The sequence below is a fragment of the Duganella sp. GW822-FHT06D06 genome (assembly GCF_058799615.1).
This window is the reverse complement of record NZ_JBXALQ010000008.1, coordinates 100462-116520: the sequence shown is the minus strand read 5'-3', so window position 1 is coordinate 116520 and position 16059 is coordinate 100462. Positions and strand designations below refer to the sequence as shown.

Annotated in this window: 18 protein-coding genes; 7 read left to right on the top strand and 11 right to left on the bottom strand. The window is 62.4% G+C overall.

Going from position 1 to position 16059, the window contains the following annotated elements:
* Window positions 1–78 precede the first annotated feature (78 nt).
* Window positions 79–1194, top strand: a complete 1116-nt coding sequence (locus AC1RMD_RS16590) for a ribonucleotide-diphosphate reductase subunit beta (protein ID WP_492927781.1) — start codon at window positions 79–81, stop codon at window positions 1192–1194.
* Between the two features lie 55 nt (window positions 1195–1249).
* Here AC1RMD_RS16590 and AC1RMD_RS16585 read toward each other — a convergent pair whose 3' ends face one another.
* From AC1RMD_RS16585 to AC1RMD_RS16575, 3 genes are read right to left on the bottom strand one after another with little or no spacing between them, the layout of a single operon-like run.
* Window positions 1250–2476, bottom strand: coding sequence for a type II toxin-antitoxin system HipA family toxin (locus tag AC1RMD_RS16585; RefSeq protein ID WP_492927780.1), 1227 nt, complete (start codon window positions 2474–2476; stop codon window positions 1250–1252).
* A complete protein-coding gene (locus AC1RMD_RS16580; RefSeq protein WP_492927779.1) occupies window positions 2473–2784 on the bottom strand; it encodes a helix-turn-helix domain-containing protein in 312 nt (103 codons plus the stop codon). The genes AC1RMD_RS16585 and AC1RMD_RS16580 overlap by 4 nt, the downstream gene beginning before the upstream one ends.
* Window positions 2785–2833: 49 nt before the next feature.
* Window positions 2834–3358 carry an FAD-dependent monooxygenase gene (locus AC1RMD_RS16575; protein ID WP_492927778.1) on the bottom strand — a complete coding sequence of 175 codons (525 nt, stop codon included), beginning with the start codon at window positions 3356–3358 and terminating at the stop codon, window positions 2834–2836.
* Window positions 3359–3426: 68 nt separating this feature from the next.
* Here AC1RMD_RS16575 and AC1RMD_RS16570 point away from each other — a divergent pair, with 68 nt between their 5' ends.
* The 3 genes from AC1RMD_RS16570 (at window position 3427) to AC1RMD_RS16560 (ending at window position 6227) form a co-directional block, all read left to right on the top strand.
* Window positions 3427–3678 (top strand): hypothetical protein, encoded by a 252-nt coding sequence (locus AC1RMD_RS16570; protein WP_492927777.1) that lies wholly within the window; start codon window positions 3427–3429, stop codon window positions 3676–3678.
* A 918-nt stretch (window positions 3679–4596) separates the two neighbouring features.
* A complete protein-coding gene (locus AC1RMD_RS16565) occupies window positions 4597–5616 on the top strand; it encodes a transcriptional regulator (protein WP_492927776.1) in 1020 nt (339 codons plus the stop codon).
* 80 nt (window positions 5617–5696) lie between these two features.
* The gene (locus AC1RMD_RS16560) at window positions 5697–6227 is read left to right on the top strand and encodes a YggT family protein (protein WP_492927775.1); all 531 of its coding nucleotides are present in this window, start codon (window positions 5697–5699) and stop codon (window positions 6225–6227) included.
* Window positions 6228–6314: 87 nt separating this feature from the next.
* Here the strand turns inward: AC1RMD_RS16560 and AC1RMD_RS16555 are convergent, their stop codons facing one another.
* From AC1RMD_RS16555 to AC1RMD_RS16520, 8 genes are all read right to left on the bottom strand, one after another.
* A complete protein-coding gene (locus AC1RMD_RS16555; protein ID WP_492927774.1) occupies window positions 6315–7253 on the bottom strand; it encodes a carbohydrate kinase family protein in 939 nt (312 codons plus the stop codon).
* 9 nt (window positions 7254–7262) lie between these two features.
* Complete coding sequence (locus AC1RMD_RS16550) at window positions 7263–8738, bottom strand: DUF3426 domain-containing protein (RefSeq protein ID WP_492927773.1); 1476 nt, start codon at window positions 8736–8738, stop codon at window positions 7263–7265.
* An 8-nt stretch (window positions 8739–8746) separates the two neighbouring features.
* Window positions 8747–9679, bottom strand: coding sequence for a 50S ribosomal protein L11 methyltransferase (prmA, locus tag AC1RMD_RS16545; protein WP_492927772.1), 933 nt, complete (start codon window positions 9677–9679; stop codon window positions 8747–8749).
* The gene (gene accC, locus AC1RMD_RS16540) at window positions 9679–11064 is read right to left on the bottom strand and encodes an acetyl-CoA carboxylase biotin carboxylase subunit (protein WP_492927771.1); all 1386 of its coding nucleotides are present in this window, start codon (window positions 11062–11064) and stop codon (window positions 9679–9681) included. Before accC ends, prmA begins: the two co-directional genes overlap by 1 nt.
* A 111-nt stretch (window positions 11065–11175) precedes the next feature.
* Window positions 11176–11637 (bottom strand): acetyl-CoA carboxylase biotin carboxyl carrier protein, encoded by a 462-nt coding sequence (gene accB / locus AC1RMD_RS16535; RefSeq protein WP_492927770.1) that lies wholly within the window; start codon window positions 11635–11637, stop codon window positions 11176–11178.
* A 90-nt stretch (window positions 11638–11727) separates the two neighbouring features.
* The gene (gene aroQ, locus AC1RMD_RS16530) at window positions 11728–12165 is read right to left on the bottom strand and encodes a type II 3-dehydroquinate dehydratase (protein WP_492927768.1); all 438 of its coding nucleotides are present in this window, start codon (window positions 12163–12165) and stop codon (window positions 11728–11730) included.
* A gap of 84 nt (window positions 12166–12249) precedes the next feature.
* Window positions 12250–12798, bottom strand: coding sequence for a TlpA family protein disulfide reductase (locus tag AC1RMD_RS16525; protein ID WP_492927767.1), 549 nt, complete (start codon window positions 12796–12798; stop codon window positions 12250–12252).
* Window positions 12795–13448, bottom strand: coding sequence for a hypothetical protein (locus AC1RMD_RS16520; protein WP_492927766.1), 654 nt, complete (start codon window positions 13446–13448; stop codon window positions 12795–12797). The genes AC1RMD_RS16525 and AC1RMD_RS16520 overlap by 4 nt, the downstream gene beginning before the upstream one ends.
* 78 nt (window positions 13449–13526) lie before the next feature.
* Between AC1RMD_RS16520 and mpl the strand changes: the two genes are divergently transcribed.
* The 3 genes from mpl to AC1RMD_RS16505 are packed head-to-tail and all read left to right on the top strand — an operon-like array spanning window position 13527 to window position 16059.
* Window positions 13527–14894: a UDP-N-acetylmuramate:L-alanyl-gamma-D-glutamyl-meso-diaminopimelate ligase gene (gene mpl, locus AC1RMD_RS16515; protein WP_492927765.1), complete on the top strand. Its 1368-nt coding sequence runs from the start codon at window positions 13527–13529 to the stop codon at window positions 14892–14894.
* Window positions 14891–15469 carry a YqiA/YcfP family alpha/beta fold hydrolase gene (locus AC1RMD_RS16510; RefSeq protein ID WP_492927764.1) on the top strand — a complete coding sequence of 193 codons (579 nt, stop codon included), beginning with the start codon at window positions 14891–14893 and terminating at the stop codon, window positions 15467–15469. Before mpl ends, AC1RMD_RS16510 begins: the two co-directional genes overlap by 4 nt.
* A complete protein-coding gene (locus AC1RMD_RS16505) occupies window positions 15466–16059 on the top strand; it encodes a chorismate--pyruvate lyase family protein (RefSeq protein WP_492927763.1) in 594 nt (197 codons plus the stop codon). Before AC1RMD_RS16510 ends, AC1RMD_RS16505 begins: the two co-directional genes overlap by 4 nt.

Below are 16059 nucleotides of genomic sequence, written 5' to 3'. Positions count from 1 at the left end.
AACGTACTAATATAGAGAGTGAACCGTCCCGGCCCGTCCGGGCGGTTCTTTTTACACCGAATTCAGAAGGAAACCACCATGTCGCTGTCCTGGGACGAAGAGGCCGCATCGGCCGCACCGCAAGCTGTCAATCAAGCCGCACTGGCCACCGGCGAAGCCAACGCCGAGCAAGTCGCGCGTCGCGTCAATGCCGACGACAAGCGCATCATCAACGGCAAGACCGACGTCAACCAGCTGGTGCCGTTCAAGTACAAGTGGGCGTGGGACAAATACCTGGCCGGCTGCGCCAACCACTGGATGCCGCAGGAAGTGAACATGCAGCGCGATATCGAGCTGTGGAAGAACCCGAACGGCCTGACCGAGGACGAGCGTCGTCTGGTCAAGCGCAACCTGGGCTTCTTCGTCACCGCCGACTCGCTGGCCGCCAACAACATCGTGCTGGGCACCTATCGCCACATCACCGCCCCTGAGTGCCGCCAGTACCTGCTGCGCCAGGCGTTCGAAGAGGCGATCCACACCCACGCCTACCAGTACATCGTCGAGTCGCTGGGCCTGGACGAAGGCGAGATCTTCAACGCCTACAACGAAGTCAAGTCGATCCGCGACAAGGACGAGTTCCTGATCCCGTTCATCAACACGCTGACCGATCCCGCCTTCACCACCGGCACCGTGCACAACGACCAGCAGCTGCTGAAGTCGCTGATCGTGTTCGCCTGCCTGATGGAAGGCCTGTTCTTCTACGTCGGCTTCACCCAGATCCTGGCGCTGGGCCGCCAGAACAAGATGATGGGCGCCGCCGAGCAGTACCAGTACATCCTGCGCGACGAGTCGATGCATTGCAACTTCGGCATTGATCTGATCAACACGATCAAGATGGAAAACCCGCTGCTGTGGACGCCGGCGTTCAAGGAAGAGATCAAGCAGCTGTTCCTGAAGGCCGTGGACCTGGAGTACGCCTACGCCGAAGACACCATGCCGCGCGGCGTGCTGGGCCTGAACGCCACCATGTTCAAGGGCTACCTGCGCTTCATCGCCAACCGCCGCGCCACCCAGATCGGCCTGGAGACGCTGTTCGAGCAGGAAGAGAACCCGTTCCCATGGATGAGCGAGATGATCGACCTGAAGAAGGAACGCAACTTCTTCGAGACCCGCGTCATCGAATACCAGACCGGCGGCGCGCTGAACTGGGATTAATCGTTACGCTGGCTGTATAGCCTCAACAAAAAGCCTGGCTGTGCCAGGTTTTTTTTTATTTCAGCCGGTTGCGATTGGCGTGGATGGTGTGGCTGATGGTCTTGATCGTGGCGGTGCGGATGGGGGCGCTGTGGGCCAGATCCGCAAAGAGTCCGGTTTGTGCGGTCGTTGTTTCAATAACATGGCGCGCATGCCGTTCGGGCACGCCGGTATCCGCCGCAAGCCGTAGCAGGTCTGCCAGGCCGGGGGCTTTGCTTTCGCCCATGACGGCCATCTGATGCTCGCCACCGGGGCCGGGGTTGAAACTCAGGTCGTAGCAGGGCGATAGCTGACTATGCCCGTCGCGGCTCATCCGGTAGGCGAAATTCTTGGCGTGATCGTCACGGTTATTGAACAGCACATTGAAGACGCAGCGCTGGAACGCCGCCTCGACTTGCCGCTGGTCGCCCGTCATCAGGCGCGTGGCGCGCAGGAAGGTGCTGTAGTCGACGGAAGGCAGACGGAAGTCGACGTGCAGCATACCGGCGAGCGTATGGACCGGCACACGCATGCAGTCTTCCCTGTCGAAGCGCTGGACGCCGAATGCCGCCAAGCGGCGGTCCAGATTGAAATGGCGGGTTGCCGGCATCTCCAGGCCGCAACGCCGTGCCAGTTCGGCATACACATGTTCGATGGCGCAGACTTCTTTATGTTCGCCTTGCGCCGGGAACTTGATCAACCAAGGCTGCCCCCAACTGACGTCGTCCAGGGTACTCAACTGGCCGCTGGCAGCATCGAACTGCACCAGCACCTTGGGCCTGGAGCCGTGGGGCGAACCTCCCAGCAAGACCAGTTGCTTGAGGGTGGCACTGTCCTTTCCCTGCGAAAGTGTCTGTGCGCCTTTCGCTAAATCCAGCAATTGGAGATCTTCGGGCGATAGTTGAAGCGGATCGGGCGGCACATAGCTGAGCGCACCCATGCCACGTTCGCCGACAAACGCCAGCCGGTCCAACGGCGAGATGCTGCCCTGCGCTCGTCCCTGTTTGCGAAATAGTTTATCCATTAACAGCATGCCCCAGCCGTCCGGAAGCGAATCGGCTACCAAGCCGGGAAGCCGCTGCTGGTGTCGCGGAAAGTTGCTGTAACCTTCGGCGCGCAGCGGCAGGTGACGTGGCGAGAGTTCAATGCCGCGTCGCAGTGCTTCCGGCGCGTACTCGAACAGGATGTCCCTGCCGTTGTCTGCGAGGACGCCCAACGGCCAACGTTCGCCCCAGCCATTGAAGATAACGTTAAGCAGTTTCATTTGGCTGCCCTGCGCGGAGCGCGCCTGCGATTTGCCAGTTCTGCTTTTTCCATCGCGGCGATAGATACCACTTTGAGTCGGAACAGCTCACCCAGATCGTCGGCCAGGCCCAGCGCGGCGACGATCTGGATGAAGGACGTCAGCGACGCTTGTCCCTTCGATTCCAGGTTCTTGATGGTGCCGCTGGACAGGCCGGCGCGTTGGGCGAGTTCTACTTGCGACCAGCCGCGCATCAAGCGCCGTGCGCGCAAACGGCGCCCTAGTTCGGCGCAGATTTCTGGCGCGGTGGCCATTATAAAGTCAAACATATTGCCTCCTAACGAGGATATGCGGTCTTAATGGCTAATATAGTACTCCTTAACTTTGCGGGCCGCGCTTTCCAGATAGGCCAGCCGGCGCTGAGCTGCGTTCGTTGCGGCTCAGCGCGGCGACGTAGCCGTCGCGCAGTTCGCCGGCGGCACCGATGTCGATGGTGCGCAGGCCGCATCGCGCGCTGGCCGGCGATGTCGGCATGGCCGGCTCATAGCGCAGCAGCGACCAGTCGCCGCTATTCAATAGTGTAAACAAACGCAGCGGCTGGCCGCGCTGCGTCTGGCGCCGCTCGTCGAGCGACAGCGGCGACGTGTCGAACAGCGCGTCCGGCGCGCTGGCGTTCAGGCCCTGGCCGCCGGTCGGCGGGTGGACTTGCGCGGCGTCGCCGACGATGAAGACACGGCCGACGCGGTAGGGCTCCGCTAGCCGGGAACTCATCTCGAACACCGATAGCCAGTGCACCGCATGCAGCACGATGTCCGCGCGTCCGGTTCGTTCGGTGATGGCGATGGACAGTCCCGCCTCCGATATATCGACTTCGCCGGCGTGTGCCTCAACTCCGCCAGGCACCGGCGCCGCAAAGGAGGATGTCGGTGTGGATGGCGTTCATGGTGCGCTCCTATGCATGTGTATTTTGCATGTCGTTGCTGCCGCTGCCGTTGCTGGCGCGCCGGGCCGACACGCGCGACCAGCGCGTGCGCGAAGCGGAGGTGACGGAGTTCGGCTGCGAGATGGCGAGCGCCATCGACCGCATGCGCGAGAACAGCGTCGCCGAGTTGATGGCCGATTGCCGCGCGACCGAACGACGCGACCAGTGGCGCTTGATGAAGCGCTTCGCCAGCGACATGAACGCGCCGCAAAAACGACGACGCGGAGTGAGCGTGATCTGATCGCGCGACACGTCGCGCATGCGTGCGCGATGCGCGAACAGCGCTGCGATCCGCGTCGCGGCGCATCAGCAGTGGCGCGCACCGCAGTATTCTGCTTGCCATTCGCCGCACTCTGTCTCATAATCGCGACGAAATTAAAACAGTGAGTAGCGGCGGCGCGCAAGCGATGCGCAAGCGCTCTCGAATTCGGAAGTGGGTGGCGCAGATTTTTCGCCGGCGACGACGGCGTCGCAGAAACCCAGACGGCACAAGGCGCGCTTTGAAGCACACCTTTTTCGCGCGACACCGCGAACGTTTTTCCGAACTCGATTGAGCGCGCACATCGCCGCGCGACGACGCAAGCGGGCATGCAGAATCGGCATGCGCATGTGAGTTGAAGCGCTTAACGCGAAAAAAAGCGCGTGAATATCTATCGTGCTGGTTGCGCACCGACAAGGTTTTCGTGTACTTTACGAGATTGAAAAGACGTGTTTTGAAGTGCGCAGAATTTTGCAGTCACACACGCCGCAGAGATGATCGCGATACGGGATACAGATTCACACAGATATGCACAAGACCACACCGTTTTTATTTAGCCGTCTTGCCTGATTAGGTTCGGGCTGGGCGGTTTTTTGTTTGAAAACGAAAACCGTGTAGGTCTGCGACGTAGGTCCATGGAGCTGAGTACACGCCCGACCACCCGCAAAACGTCGCAACAAGATTTTGTACCTGAGCGCCGACCGGCCACGGACGGCGACCAGGTTGATGGCTGAAGTGCTGCACTCGTGAGGGGTTGCAGCAGTTCAGCTGGTGCCGAATTCATTAGCGCAAACCGTTGTTCGTTTGTGCCGATGAATAATTCGCCTGGCCTAATTCCGGGCCGGACGGGTTTAAATCTTGTAATGAATTTTTCCCATCCCCGATGAAGGAGAACTAAAAATGGCAACAGCCGCAAAGAAACCAGCAGCAAAGAAACCGGCCGCTAAAGCCGCCGCCCCAGCGAAGAAGCCTGTCGTAGCGAAAGCCGCCGCCAAGCCAGCAGCAAAAGCTGCCGCCAAACCAGCCGCTAAACCAGCTGTGAAAAAAGCCGCTGCCAAGCCAGTCGCTAAAAAAGCTGTCGCTAAACCAGCAGCCAAGCCAGCAGCAAAAGCAGCAGCTAAACCAGCAGTGAAAAAAGCTGTCGCCAAGCCAGTCGCTAAAAAAGCAGCAGCCAAGCCAGCCGCTAAACCAGCAGCGAAAAAAGCAGCAGCCAAGCCAGCAGCGAAAAAAGTAGCCGCTAAACCAGCAGCTAAAAAAGTCGTCGCTAAAGCAGTAGCCAAGCCAGCAGCCAAAAAAGCAGCAGCCAAGCCAGCAGCGAAAAAAGTAGCCGCTAAACCAGCAGCGAAAAAAGTCGTCGCCAAAGCCGCCGCCAAGCCAGCAGCTAAAAAAGCAGCAGCCAAGCCAGCCGCTAAACCAGCAGCAAAAAAAGCGGCAGCCAAGCCAGCAGCGAAAAAAGTAGCCGCTAAACCAGCAGCGAAAAAAGCCGCCGCCAAACCGGCAGCCAAGCCAGCTGTTAAAGCAGCAGCCAAGCCAGCAGCTAAAAAAGCTGTAGCCAAAAAACCAGTGGTAAAAGCGGCAGCCAAACCGGCTGCAAAGGCCGCGGCTAAGCCAGCAGCAAAAAAGCCGGTTAAAGGCTCGACTGCGAAGTCGAGCGCCAAGCCAGCTGCTAAAAAGCCAGTCGCCAAGAAGGCCGCCGCTAAACCGGTAGCCGCTCCGGCCGCAGCTCCAGTCGTGGCAGCCGCCGCTCCTGTCGCTGCCAAGCCAGCCGCGAAAAAAGCTACGCCGAAAAAGGCTGCTGCACCGAAGAAGGAAGCTGTCGCCAAGCCAGCCGCTCCAGCTCCGGCCGCCGCTCCTGCAGCAAAAACCGTGTTGGCACCGGCCGCAGCATGGCCGTTCCCAACCAGCACCCGTCCTAGCTAATTAAATAGCTTCGATGCCTGCTGAGGCAATGGGCCGCTGTGTGAGACAATCACACAGCGGCTTTTTTTTGGAGGGGACTCGTGCTCAGTATCGTTAAGTTGATTGTCGACGCCATCGCCACCCTGTTGGGCGGGGCTTTATTGTTACGTTTCTGGATGCAAGCGATCCGTGTCCGTCCACCGGCATCGGTGGCCCAATTTACCTTCCAGCTGTCGGACTGGCTGGTGCGCCCGCTGCGTCGCATCGTGCCCGGCGTGGGCGGCTATGACTGGGCCAGCCTGATCGGCGCCTTCCTGATCGTGCTGCTGGCCACCTCGGTGATGTATCTGGCCGGCTGGACCACGCCGCTGGTGCTGCTGATGGCCTTGCAGCGTTTCCTGGAATGGATACTGTACGGCTTTATGGCCTTGCTGGTGATCGAGGCGATCTTCAGCTGGGTGAACCCGCATGCGCCGCTGGCGCCGTTCGTGCGCGCGCTCAATGAGCCGCTGCTGCGGCCGATCCGCCGCGTGGTGCCGCTGGTCGGCAACCTGGACTTGTCGCTGCTGGTGGCGCTGATCCTGCTGCAGATCGCGCTGCTGGTGCTGGGCATGCTGTTCAGCGGACGCTGACCAGCGCTTCAGACAAAAAAAGCCCCGTCGGCCTGGACGCGCTCAAGAGCGTGATTAGTGCCGGCGGGGCTTTTTTTCGTCTGCGGCTTAGTAGCGGTAGCCGAAGGCGGCTTCGAAGCGGTCGGCGATCTCGGCGGCCGTCAGCTTGTGGTTCTGCGCGCCCTTGCTGGCGATCTTGATCGCGCCCAGCAGGCTGGCCAGGCGGCCGGTGGTTTCCCACTTCCAGCCCTTGGTGATGCCGAACAGCAGGCCGGCGCGGTAGGCGTCGCCGCAGCCGGTCGGGTCGATCGCCGCGTCCACCGGCACCGCCGGGATCTCGATGCGCTGGCCGCCGGTGTAAATCTCCGAACCCTTTTCGCCGCGCGTGACGATCAGCGCTTCCAGGCGGCTGGCGATGTCCGGCACGGTCAGGCCGGTGCGGTCCATCAGCAGTTCGATCTCGTAGTCGTTGGCGGTGACGTAGGTGGCCTTGTCGATGAACTCGATCAGCTCGGCGCAGTTGAACATCGGCAGCTGCTGGCCCGGATCGAAGATGAAGGGGATCTGCAGCTTGGCCAGGTCGGCGGCGTGCTTCTTCATGCCCAGGTGGCCGTCCGGCGAGATGATGGCGAGCGCCGCCGGACCCGCCTTGGCGATGTCGTTCTCGTGCGCGTACGACATGGCGCCGGGATGGAAGGCGTTGATCTGGTTGTTGTCTTCATCGGCGGTGACGAAGCACTGGGCGTTGTAGGACTCCGGCTTGATCAGGATGTTGTCGGTGGACAGGCCCAGCTTGCGGAAGCGCTCCATGTAGGCGCTGTTGTCCTGGCCCATGACGCCGACGATGCGCGGCTCGCCGCCCAGCAGCTGCAGGTTGTAGGCGATGTTGGGCGCGCAGCCGCCGAACTCGGTGCGCATGGTCGGCGCCAGGAAGGAGACGTTGACCTTGTGCAGCTGGTCGGCCAGCAGGATGCTGTCGAAGCGGCCTGGGAATTGCAGGATGGTGTCGATTGCGATCGAGCCGCAAATCAAAGAAGTCTGGGTCATGATAGGTCTTTAAGGATAGAAGACTGCGATGTGATAGCCGGATGCTTTCAGCTGTTTCAATTCGAAGTACAGTTTGACAGATTGTTCGGTGTGCGGGGCGAAGCCTTTGTCCAGCGCGACGTCGGCGCCCAGGTATTCGCGCGGCGTGAACACGCGGCGCAACACGGCCTTGTCGCTGGCGTCGTCCAGCACCAGTTCGATGTGCGGCCAGGCTTGCGCGGTGGCGCTCTGGTTGCGCAGCTGGGTGGCGAAGGAGAAGGTGGTCTCGCTCAGGGTTTGCAGTTCGCCCTGTTCAATGCTGAGGTCGTCGATCTGCGCCGGCAGTTCGATCTTGCAGCCGAGCGCGTTGCAGGCAGCCGTCAGCGCCGGCTTGAGCGGCGGCAGCGCGGCGGCGATCTGGTTGCGGAAGGTGGTCAGGCCCTGGGCCGCCAGGGTCGCCAGCAGCAGCAGCGCGCCCAGGCTCATGGCGATGGTCGCGGCCTTGCCGAACTTGCGGCGCAGGCGGTCGCGCTTGATGAAGCCGGGTTCTTCGGCGTCGTCTGCTGCTGCGGGTTCTTCGGTGGCGGGCTCGTCCGGCAGAAGCGCGGGCGCGTGGACGGCCTGGACCTGGGCTTCGGCCAGGCCGGCGGAGGACAGCTGCACCAGCGCCTCCTCGTCGACTTCTTCGAGCTCGTTGAAACGTTCGGCCTCGCTGATGGCGGTGGCGGAGAGGGCGGCGGCCGGCGCTGCGTCCAGCGTCGGTTCGCGGCGCTCGTCGGCCAGCATGGAGGTGAAGGTGACGGGCGCGACGTCGGCCTCGGCCTCGGCGCCGTCCTGCTCGATGACAGCCAGTTCGGCTTCCAGCGCGGCTTCCAGTTCTTCGTCCGACATGGCTTCGATGCTGAGCGCATTTTCGAGCGGTTCGGCGTCGGCTTCGGCATCCCACTGCGGTTCCTGGGCGGCCGCCAGGACAGGCTCGGGTTCAGGCTCCGGCTCGGCGTCCGGCTCCACGTCCAGATCGAGGTCGAGGTCCAACGCTTCTTCCACGGCGGGCGGCAGGCTGGGCGGCTCGGCTGGCAAGGTCAGGGGGCTGGCGGCGATCGGTTCGTCGTCGTAGCGCCCGTCATCGTAGGGCTGGCCGGCGTCGGCCGGTGGTTCGGGCTCGATTGCGGCGGCAGCGTGGGACTGCTCGACCGCTTCGGCCGCATCCATCGCGGTATCGAGCTCAAGCGTGTAGATGGGTTCGGCGGTGTCGCTGGCCAACACTTCGGCGGCGCGGGTATCCAGCGCGGCCATCTTCTGGTCGAAGGGCGTGGTTTCAGGCAGAGGAGCAGGGGAGGCGGCAGGCGCCGGGGGCGCCGCGGCGAGCGGCACCAGCAGGGCCGCGTTGCCGTCAAAGACTTCGTTACAGGAGCCACAGCGCACTATGCCCCCACGTAATTTCAACTGGTCATGGGCGACCCGAAATATCGTGTTGCAGTGGGGGCATTTGGTGGCGAGCGCCATTGCTGTGGTTAGCGCGCCGCGGGAACCACATCGCTGCCGAGGCGGCCGTGCAGCGCCACCCAGCCGTCTTGCTCAGCCCACACGCCCAGCTTGATGAACGGGGCATACGCTGCCGCCACTTCCTCGGCCTGGCGCGCCAGCACGCCGGACAGGATCAGCGCGCCGCCGTCGGCCACGCGGCCCGACAGCATGGGCGCCATCAGCTTCAGCGGGCTGGACAGGATGTTGGCGACCACGATGTCGAAACGCTGCGTCGCATGCTTCGATTGCGCGAAGGTGTCCGGCAGGAAGTACTCGATCTCGCACTTGTTGCGTGCGGCATTGTCGGCCGCCGATTCGATCGCCTGCGGATCGATGTCCACGCCGACCACTTCGCCGGCGCCAACCTTCTTGGCCACCATCGCCAGGATGCCGGAACCGCAACCGTAGTCGAGCACGGTCTTGCCCGGCGCCGGATTCGCTTCCAGCCACTCCATGCACAGACGGGTGGTCGGGTGCGAGCCGGTGCCGAAGGCCAGGCCGGGATCCAGTTCCAGGATCAGGCCGTTGGCGTCCGGCGCTTCGTGCCAGCTCGGCACGACCCAGATGTTCTTGCCGATGTGGATGGGCGCGAACTGCGACTGCGTCAAACGCACCCAGTCCTGCTCTTCCACCTTGCGGGTGGTGAACTTCGGCAAGGTGGTCAAGCCGATTTGTCCGGCGGCGGCGGCCACGATCACGGCCTGGTCGTCGTCTTCGTTGGTCAGGGCGACCACGCGGCTGTGATCCCACGCCGCTTCGGTCGGTTCCATGCCCGGCTCGCCGAACAGCGGTCGTTCCGCGTCGGTGCCTTCGTCCGCGTCTTCCACGGACACCGACAGCGCGCCCACGTCCATCAGCGCTTCCGACAGTGCTTCCGCGTGGTCGCGGGCGATTTCGATGACGATTTCAGTCCAGCTCATTATTGTGGCGCCTTGTTACTCAAACTCAGTTTATGCAGGTCTGGCATGTCTGCCAGCTTTTGTTCCAGGTAGTGGATGTTGGTGCCGCCTTCGATGAAGCGGGCGTCGACCATCAGTTCGCGGTGCAGCGGGATGTTGGTCTGGATGCCCTCGACCACCATTTCCGACAGCGCGATCTGCATGCGGCGGATCGCCTGCTCGCGGGTGGCGCCGTAAGTGATCACCTTGCCGATCATCGAATCGTAGTGCGGCGGTACATAATACCCCGCATAAGCGTGCGAGTCGACGCGCACGCCCGGACCGCCCGGCACGTGCCAGGAAGTGATGCGGCCTGGCGACGGCGTGAACTTGAACGGGTCTTCGGCGTTGATGCGGCACTCGACGGCGTGGCCGGACAGCATCACGTCGCGCTGGCGGAAGCGCAGCTTCTCGCCGGCGGCGATGCGGATCTGTTCCTGCACGATGTCGATGCCGGTGATCATTTCGGTGACCGGGTGTTCGACCTGGACGCGGGTGTTCATCTCGATGAAGTAGAACTCGCCGTTCTCATACAGGAACTCGAAGGTGCCGGCGCCACGGTAGCCGATCTTGCGGCAGGCTTCGGCGCAGCGGTCGCCGACTTTCTCGATCAGCTTGCGCGGGATGCCCGGCGCCGGCGCCTCTTCGATGACCTTCTGGTGGCGGCGCTGCATCGAGCAGTCGCGTTCGCCCAGCCAGACGGCGTTTTTGTGTTCGTCGGCCAGGATCTGGATTTCCACGTGACGCGGATTTTCCAGATACTTTTCCATGTAGACTTCCGGATTGCCGAAGGCGGTGCCCGCCTCGGTCTTGGTCATCGCCACGGCGTTGATCAGCGCGGCTTCGGTATGCACCACGCGCATGCCGCGGCCACCACCGCCGCCAGCCGCCTTGATGATGACCGGGTAGCCGACCTTGCGCGCAATTTGCACGATCGCCTTTGGATCATCCGGCAACGCACCTTCCGAACCTGGCACGCACGGCACGCCGGCCTTGATCATGGTTTGCTTGGCGGAGACCTTGTCGCCCATCAGGCGGATCGATTCCGAGCGGGGGCCGATGAAGACGAAGCCGGATTTTTCCACGCGTTCGGCGAAGTCGGCGTTTTCCGACAGGAAGCCATAGCCCGGGTGGATCGCTTCGGCGTCCGTCACTTCGGCGGCGCTGATGATGGCTGGCATGTTCAGGTAGCTGAGCGTCGACGGCGCAGGGCCGATGCACACCGATTCATCCGCCAACTTCACGTATTTGGCGTCTTTGTCTGCTTCCGAGTGGACCACAACCGTTTTGATGCCCAGTTCGCGGCAAGCGCGCTGGATACGGAGGGCAATTTCGCCACGGTTGGCAATGAGGATTTTTTCAAACATGATAGGTTCGCGTATGTCTGTGAGCACCGGCAGGCCGGTAACGTCAGGTAGAGGAGGGAATGCGGACCAAGCCGGCGCGCCCGTCACCGATGGGGAGGGCGCAGGCCGGTCTTAGCCTATCACAAACAGCGGTTGACCGAATTCGACCGGTTGGCCGTTCTCGACCAGGATCTGGGTGATCGTGCCGGACTTGTCGGCGTCGATTTCGTTCAGCAGCTTCATCGCTTCGATGATGCACAGGGTGTCGCCTTCCTTGACGACGGCGCCCACTTCGACAAACGCCGGCGAGCCAGGTGCGGACGAACGGTAGAAGGTACCGACCATCGGCGACTTGACCACGTGGCCGGTCGGCTCGGCGGCGACGGCTGCGACCGGCGCGGCGGCGGCAGGTGCGGCTGGCGGGGCGGCGTGGTATTGCGGCATGCCTTGCGGCTGCATCATCACCATCTGGTTTTGCGGCATGGCGGACGACTTGACGATACGTACTTTGCTCTCGCCTTCGGTCACTTCGAGTTCGGCGATATCCGATTCCGCGACCAGATCAATCAAGGTCTTCAGCTTGCGTAAATCCATGTAACCCCCAGGAATGTCTTTGTTATGTAAGTATGGAGCGGTAGCGCCTTTTGGGCGGGACCGCGCGAAATTGCGCGCAGATCGCGTAGATTATCGCCTTTTAAGGACGAAGTCGATGGCAAACCGATATCCTTCGATACCCAGTCCGCAAATAGTACCTATAGCGATCGCGCTAAGAAAAGAGTGGTGGCGAAACGACTCGCGCTGGTAAATATTCGAAATATGCACTTCAACAAACGGTATCGCCACGCCCGCCAGGGCGTCGCGCAAGGCCACGCTGGTATGCGTCAGGCCGCCCGGGTTGATGACGATGGCGTCCACGCCTTCCGCTCTGGCGGCATGGATGCGGTCGATCAGCGCCCCTTCGTGGTTGCTCTGGAAGCAGGACAAGCTCGCGCCCGCTGCCTGGGCTTGTGCCTGGGCAGCGTGTTCGATGTCGGCCAAAGTGCTAGCGCCGTAGACCTCTGGCTCGCGGCTACCCAGTAAATTCAGGTTGGGACCGTTGAGCAGTAGGAGGTTTTTTGCCATGGGTTCAGGACCGTTTTCCGCGAAAGTTCCGCATTTTGCCGCCAACCGCCGGCATTGGCAAGAGAAAAAAACTTGTAAAACTATTTACAGAGTTGCCAGGTCCTTGCGCAGCTCGTCAAACTTCAGACGGCCCAGATAGGTCTTCTTGACCTGGCCGTCGGCGCCGATCAGCACCGTGTAGGGAAGGCCGCCGCCGCCGTTGCCGAACGAGCGCGAGAGGTCGGTGCCGGCCATGCCGGCCACGAAGACCGGGTAGCTGATTTTGAACTTGTCGCTAAATTCGGCGATATTTGTTGGCGAATCGATACCAATTCCGATAACTTGCAGCTTCTTACCCTCTTCTCCGGCGGCCAGCGCCGACAGCTCCGGCATCTCCTGCACGCAGGGACCGCACCATGGGGCCCAGAAATTGACCAGCATGGCCTTGCCTTTATATTGGGCCAGCGACTGCGACACGCCTTTTGCGTCCGGCAGCGACTGCTTATATAAGGCATCCACCGGACCGGTGACGCCGGCCGGCTGGGTGGTGGTGATCGGTGGCGCCGGCGGGTTTTTATTTAAGCCGACATAAGCGCCGGAGGCGGCGAATAGCAAAGCGACAACAACGTAGGCTGCGAGATGTTTTTGGTTCATGGTTGAGGTTCGTTCGGAGTTTCGGGAGTACTTGGGTGAACACTGTTAACTAGTAGGGCGCGGACGGCGGCGATATCGGCGCGCATCAATTTGCCGTCGCCGCGGGTTTTGACGGCGCCGCGCAAATCGTCCAGCTCATATAAAGCGGCGTGTACGCCTTCCTTGTGCCACATGAAGCTGACGGTTTCCACCGAGCCGTGGCGCGGGCCCTTGAAGTGCGGCGTCTCGGAGATGTCGATTTGTAAATTGCGGTTCAGCAGGAAGATCTCCACTTCCTTGGCGCTGTCGGCGAACAGCTGCAAGTGGATGTCGTCGTGCGGGCCGGCCGTGCCATTTAATACGGCGCCGGTCAGGTAGGGATGGAAGGCGGCCAGGCCGTCCATGATGTCGACCGCCAAGGTGCGCAGCCGGAACAGGCGCGCGGGCTGGGTGTCGGCATGGAACAACGCCTGGTAGATCCGCACTTCCGCCTCGATCTGGGCGTTGTCCGGCAGCAGGTTGGGCGGCGGCTGGGTGTCGCCGAGGATCTGCCTGGCGGCCTTGCGCTTGGCGGCGTTGTAGTCCAGGCCGTCCTGGGCGATCAGGCGTGCGGCGGCCGCGGCGATCTCCGCACGCAGCAGCAGGACTTCTTCGATAACATTCGGCGTCATGGACGAGATAATACTCTTAACCGGGAAAAGGGCGTCGGGTCGGGTAAAATCCCGTATTCATTCGTCGTCTTGATCACTATGCACATTCATATCCTCGGTATTTGCGGCACCTTCATGGGCGGCCTGGCCGTCCTGGCAAAAGAAGCGGGCCACCGCGTGACGGGCTGCGATGCCAACGTCTATCCGCCCATGAGCACCCAGCTGGAAGCCCAGGGCATAGAACTGATACAGGGCTACGGCCCGGAGCAGGTGCAGCTCAACCCCGACCTGTACGTGATCGGCAACGTGGTTTCGCGCGGCAATCCGCTGATCGAAGAGATCATGAACCGCGGCCTGCCGTTCATCTCCGGCCCGCAGTGGATCGGCGACCACATATTAAAAGACAAATGGGTGTTGGCCGTGGCCGGCACGCACGGCAAGACCACCACCTCGGCCATGCTGACCTGGATCCTGGAAGACGCCGGCTACGCGCCCGGCTTCCTGATCGGCGGCGTGCCGATGAACTTCGGGGTCTCGGCCCGCATGCAGGGCGACAAAGATTCGATCTTCTTCGTCATCGAGGCCGACGAGTACGACACCGCCTTCTTCGACAAGCGCAGCAAGTTCGTGCACTACCACGCCAAGACCGCGATCCTGAACAACCTGGAATACGATCACGCCGACATCTTCCCCGATCTGGGCGCAATCGAAACCCAATTCCATCACCTGGTGCGCACCGTGCCGGGTATCGGCCGGGTCGTGTTCAACGCCGACGAAGCCGCGCTGCAACGCGTGCTCAAGCGCGGCTGCTGGAGTGAGAAAGAAGGCTTCGGCGGCGCCGAGGGCGCCGATTGGGCGATGAAGGAATATGATGACGGCAGCTTCGACGTGATCTTCGGCGGCGAAGTGGCCGGCCACGTGGCGTGGAGCCTGACCGGCAAGCATAACCGCGCCAACGCGCTGGCCGCGATCGCCGCCGCCCGCCACGTCGGCGTGCCGGTGGCGCAGGCGGCCAAGTCGCTGGCCACCTTCGAGAACGTCAAGCGCCGCATGGAAGTGCGCGGCGTGGTAAACGGTATTACTGTTTATGACGATTTCGCCCACCATCCGACCGCCATCGCCACCACCGTCGGCGGCCTGCGCCAGAAGATCGGCAAGGCGGCCCGCATCCTGGCCGTGCTGGAGCCGCGTTCCAACACCATGAAGCTGGGCGCGATGAAGGATGCGCTGCCGGGCAGCCTGTCCGACGCCGACCTGGTGTTCGGCTTCGGCAGCCGGCAATCGCTGGGCTGGAGCCTGGGCGACGCCTTGGCGCCGCTGGGCCAGGTCGCCAGCACCTATGAAGACATCGACGTGCTGGTCGCCGCCATCGTCAAGGCCGCGCAGCCGGGCGACCAGATCCTCGTGATGAGCAACGGCGGCTTCGGCGGCGTGCACAACAAGATCCTGGAAGCGCTGGCGCGATGATTCTCTATTTGCACGGATTCCGCTCGTCGCCGAAATCGATGAAGGCGCGGGTGATGGGCGAACGCATGGCGGCGCTGGGTTTGTCGGCGCAGTTCATCTGCCCGCAGCTGCCGGCCTCGCCGAAGCTGGCGATGGAATTGGCGCTCTCTTTAATAGAGGGCATCCCCGCCGGCGAGCTGACCATCGTCGGGTCCTCGCTGGGCGGCTACTACGCCACCTGGCTGGCCGAGCGCATCGGCTGCCGCGCCGTGCTGTTGAATCCGGCCATCGTGCCGCTCAAGGACCTGGACCAGCATGTCGGCGTGAGCACGCAATACCATTCCGACGAGCCGTTCGAGTTCAAGCGGGAATACATCGAAGAGCTGCGCGCATTGGCCGTCAATCCGGTCACGCGCCAGCAGCGCTACTTCCTGATCGCCGCCACCGGCGACGAAGTGCTGGACTATCGCGACATGGTGGCGCACTATGCGGGCGCGCGCCAGCTGGTCATCGAAGGCAGCGACCACGCCATTTCCGAGTTCCCCGACTATGTGGAGTCCGTGCTGGAGTTTTGCGGTATCGAGGCAGGGCAGTGACCGCCGCCACACGCGGTGCTTCGCTGCGGCAGACGCAATGGCAGCCGCATGTGCTGGCGCTGAATGCGCCGCATGCCTACCGCCAGTGGCTGACGGCCGACGGTTCGCTGACCGCCAAGCTGAAGGATCATAGCCGGGCGTTCCGCGTGCAGTGCCTGCATCAGGCCACGGCGCGCTGCCTGACGGACGAGGCGGTGGCGATCGGCATGCACCGGCCCGGCCGCGTCTGGGAGAGGGAAGTGCTGCTGCGGTGTGATAATACGCCGGTGGTGTTCGCACACACGGTGGTGCCGATGTCGGCCACGGCCACGGACTGGCCCTTGTTCAGCGCGCTGGGCGAGCGCTCGCTGGGATCGACCCTGTTTGGCGACCCGCAAGTGCGGCGTGGTGTTTTGGAATTTGCAAGATTGCGGGAAGGACATCCCCTGGCGCAGCGCGCGCGCAAGGCCTTGGGGTTGGACGGTCCGCAAGAACTCATATTATATGCACGGCGCTGTCTATATCGGCGCCGTCAGGGTACTCTGCTGGTGACGGAAGTGTTTCTGCCTTCCGTACTGGAATTGAAACTAATAACAACGAACAGAAGCTAG

Bases quoted from the DNA above. Each gene is read 5' to 3' on its own strand.
- accC (WP_492927771.1), bottom strand. From the start codon at position 11,064: ATGTTTGAAAAAATCCTCATTGCCAACCGTGGCGAAATTGCCCTCCGT.
- AC1RMD_RS16525 (WP_492927767.1), bottom strand. From the start codon at position 12,798: ATGAACCAAAAACATCTCGCAGCCTACGTTGTTGTCGCTTTGCTATTC.
- AC1RMD_RS16520 (WP_492927766.1), bottom strand. From the start codon at position 13,448: ATGACGCCGAATGTTATCGAAGAAGTCCTGCTGCTGCGTGCGGAGATC.
- AC1RMD_RS16580 (WP_492927779.1), bottom strand. From the start codon at position 2,784: ATGTTTGACTTTATAATGGCCACCGCGCCAGAAATCTGCGCCGAACTA.
- AC1RMD_RS16555 (WP_492927774.1), bottom strand. From the start codon at position 7,253: ATGACCCAGACTTCTTTGATTTGCGGCTCGATCGCAATCGACACCATC.
- prmA (WP_492927772.1), bottom strand. From the start codon at position 9,679: ATGAGCTGGACTGAAATCGTCATCGAAATCGCCCGCGACCACGCGGAA.
- AC1RMD_RS16585 (WP_492927780.1), bottom strand. From the start codon at position 2,476: ATGAAACTGCTTAACGTTATCTTCAATGGCTGGGGCGAACGTTGGCCG.
- AC1RMD_RS16570 (WP_492927777.1), top strand. From the start codon at position 3,427: ATGTCGTTGCTGCCGCTGCCGTTGCTGGCGCGCCGGGCCGACACGCGC.
- AC1RMD_RS16510 (WP_492927764.1), top strand. From the start codon at position 14,891: ATGATTCTCTATTTGCACGGATTCCGCTCGTCGCCGAAATCGATGAAG.
- accB (WP_492927770.1), bottom strand. From the start codon at position 11,637: ATGGATTTACGCAAGCTGAAGACCTTGATTGATCTGGTCGCGGAATCG.
- AC1RMD_RS16550 (WP_492927773.1), bottom strand. From the start codon at position 8,738: ATGGCGCTCGCCACCAAATGCCCCCACTGCAACACGATATTTCGGGTC.
- mpl (WP_492927765.1), top strand. From the start codon at position 13,527: ATGCACATTCATATCCTCGGTATTTGCGGCACCTTCATGGGCGGCCTG.
- AC1RMD_RS16565 (WP_492927776.1), top strand. From the start codon at position 4,597: ATGGCAACAGCCGCAAAGAAACCAGCAGCAAAGAAACCGGCCGCTAAA.
- aroQ (WP_492927768.1), bottom strand. From the start codon at position 12,165: ATGGCAAAAAACCTCCTACTGCTCAACGGTCCCAACCTGAATTTACTG.
- AC1RMD_RS16590 (WP_492927781.1), top strand. From the start codon at position 79: ATGTCGCTGTCCTGGGACGAAGAGGCCGCATCGGCCGCACCGCAAGCT.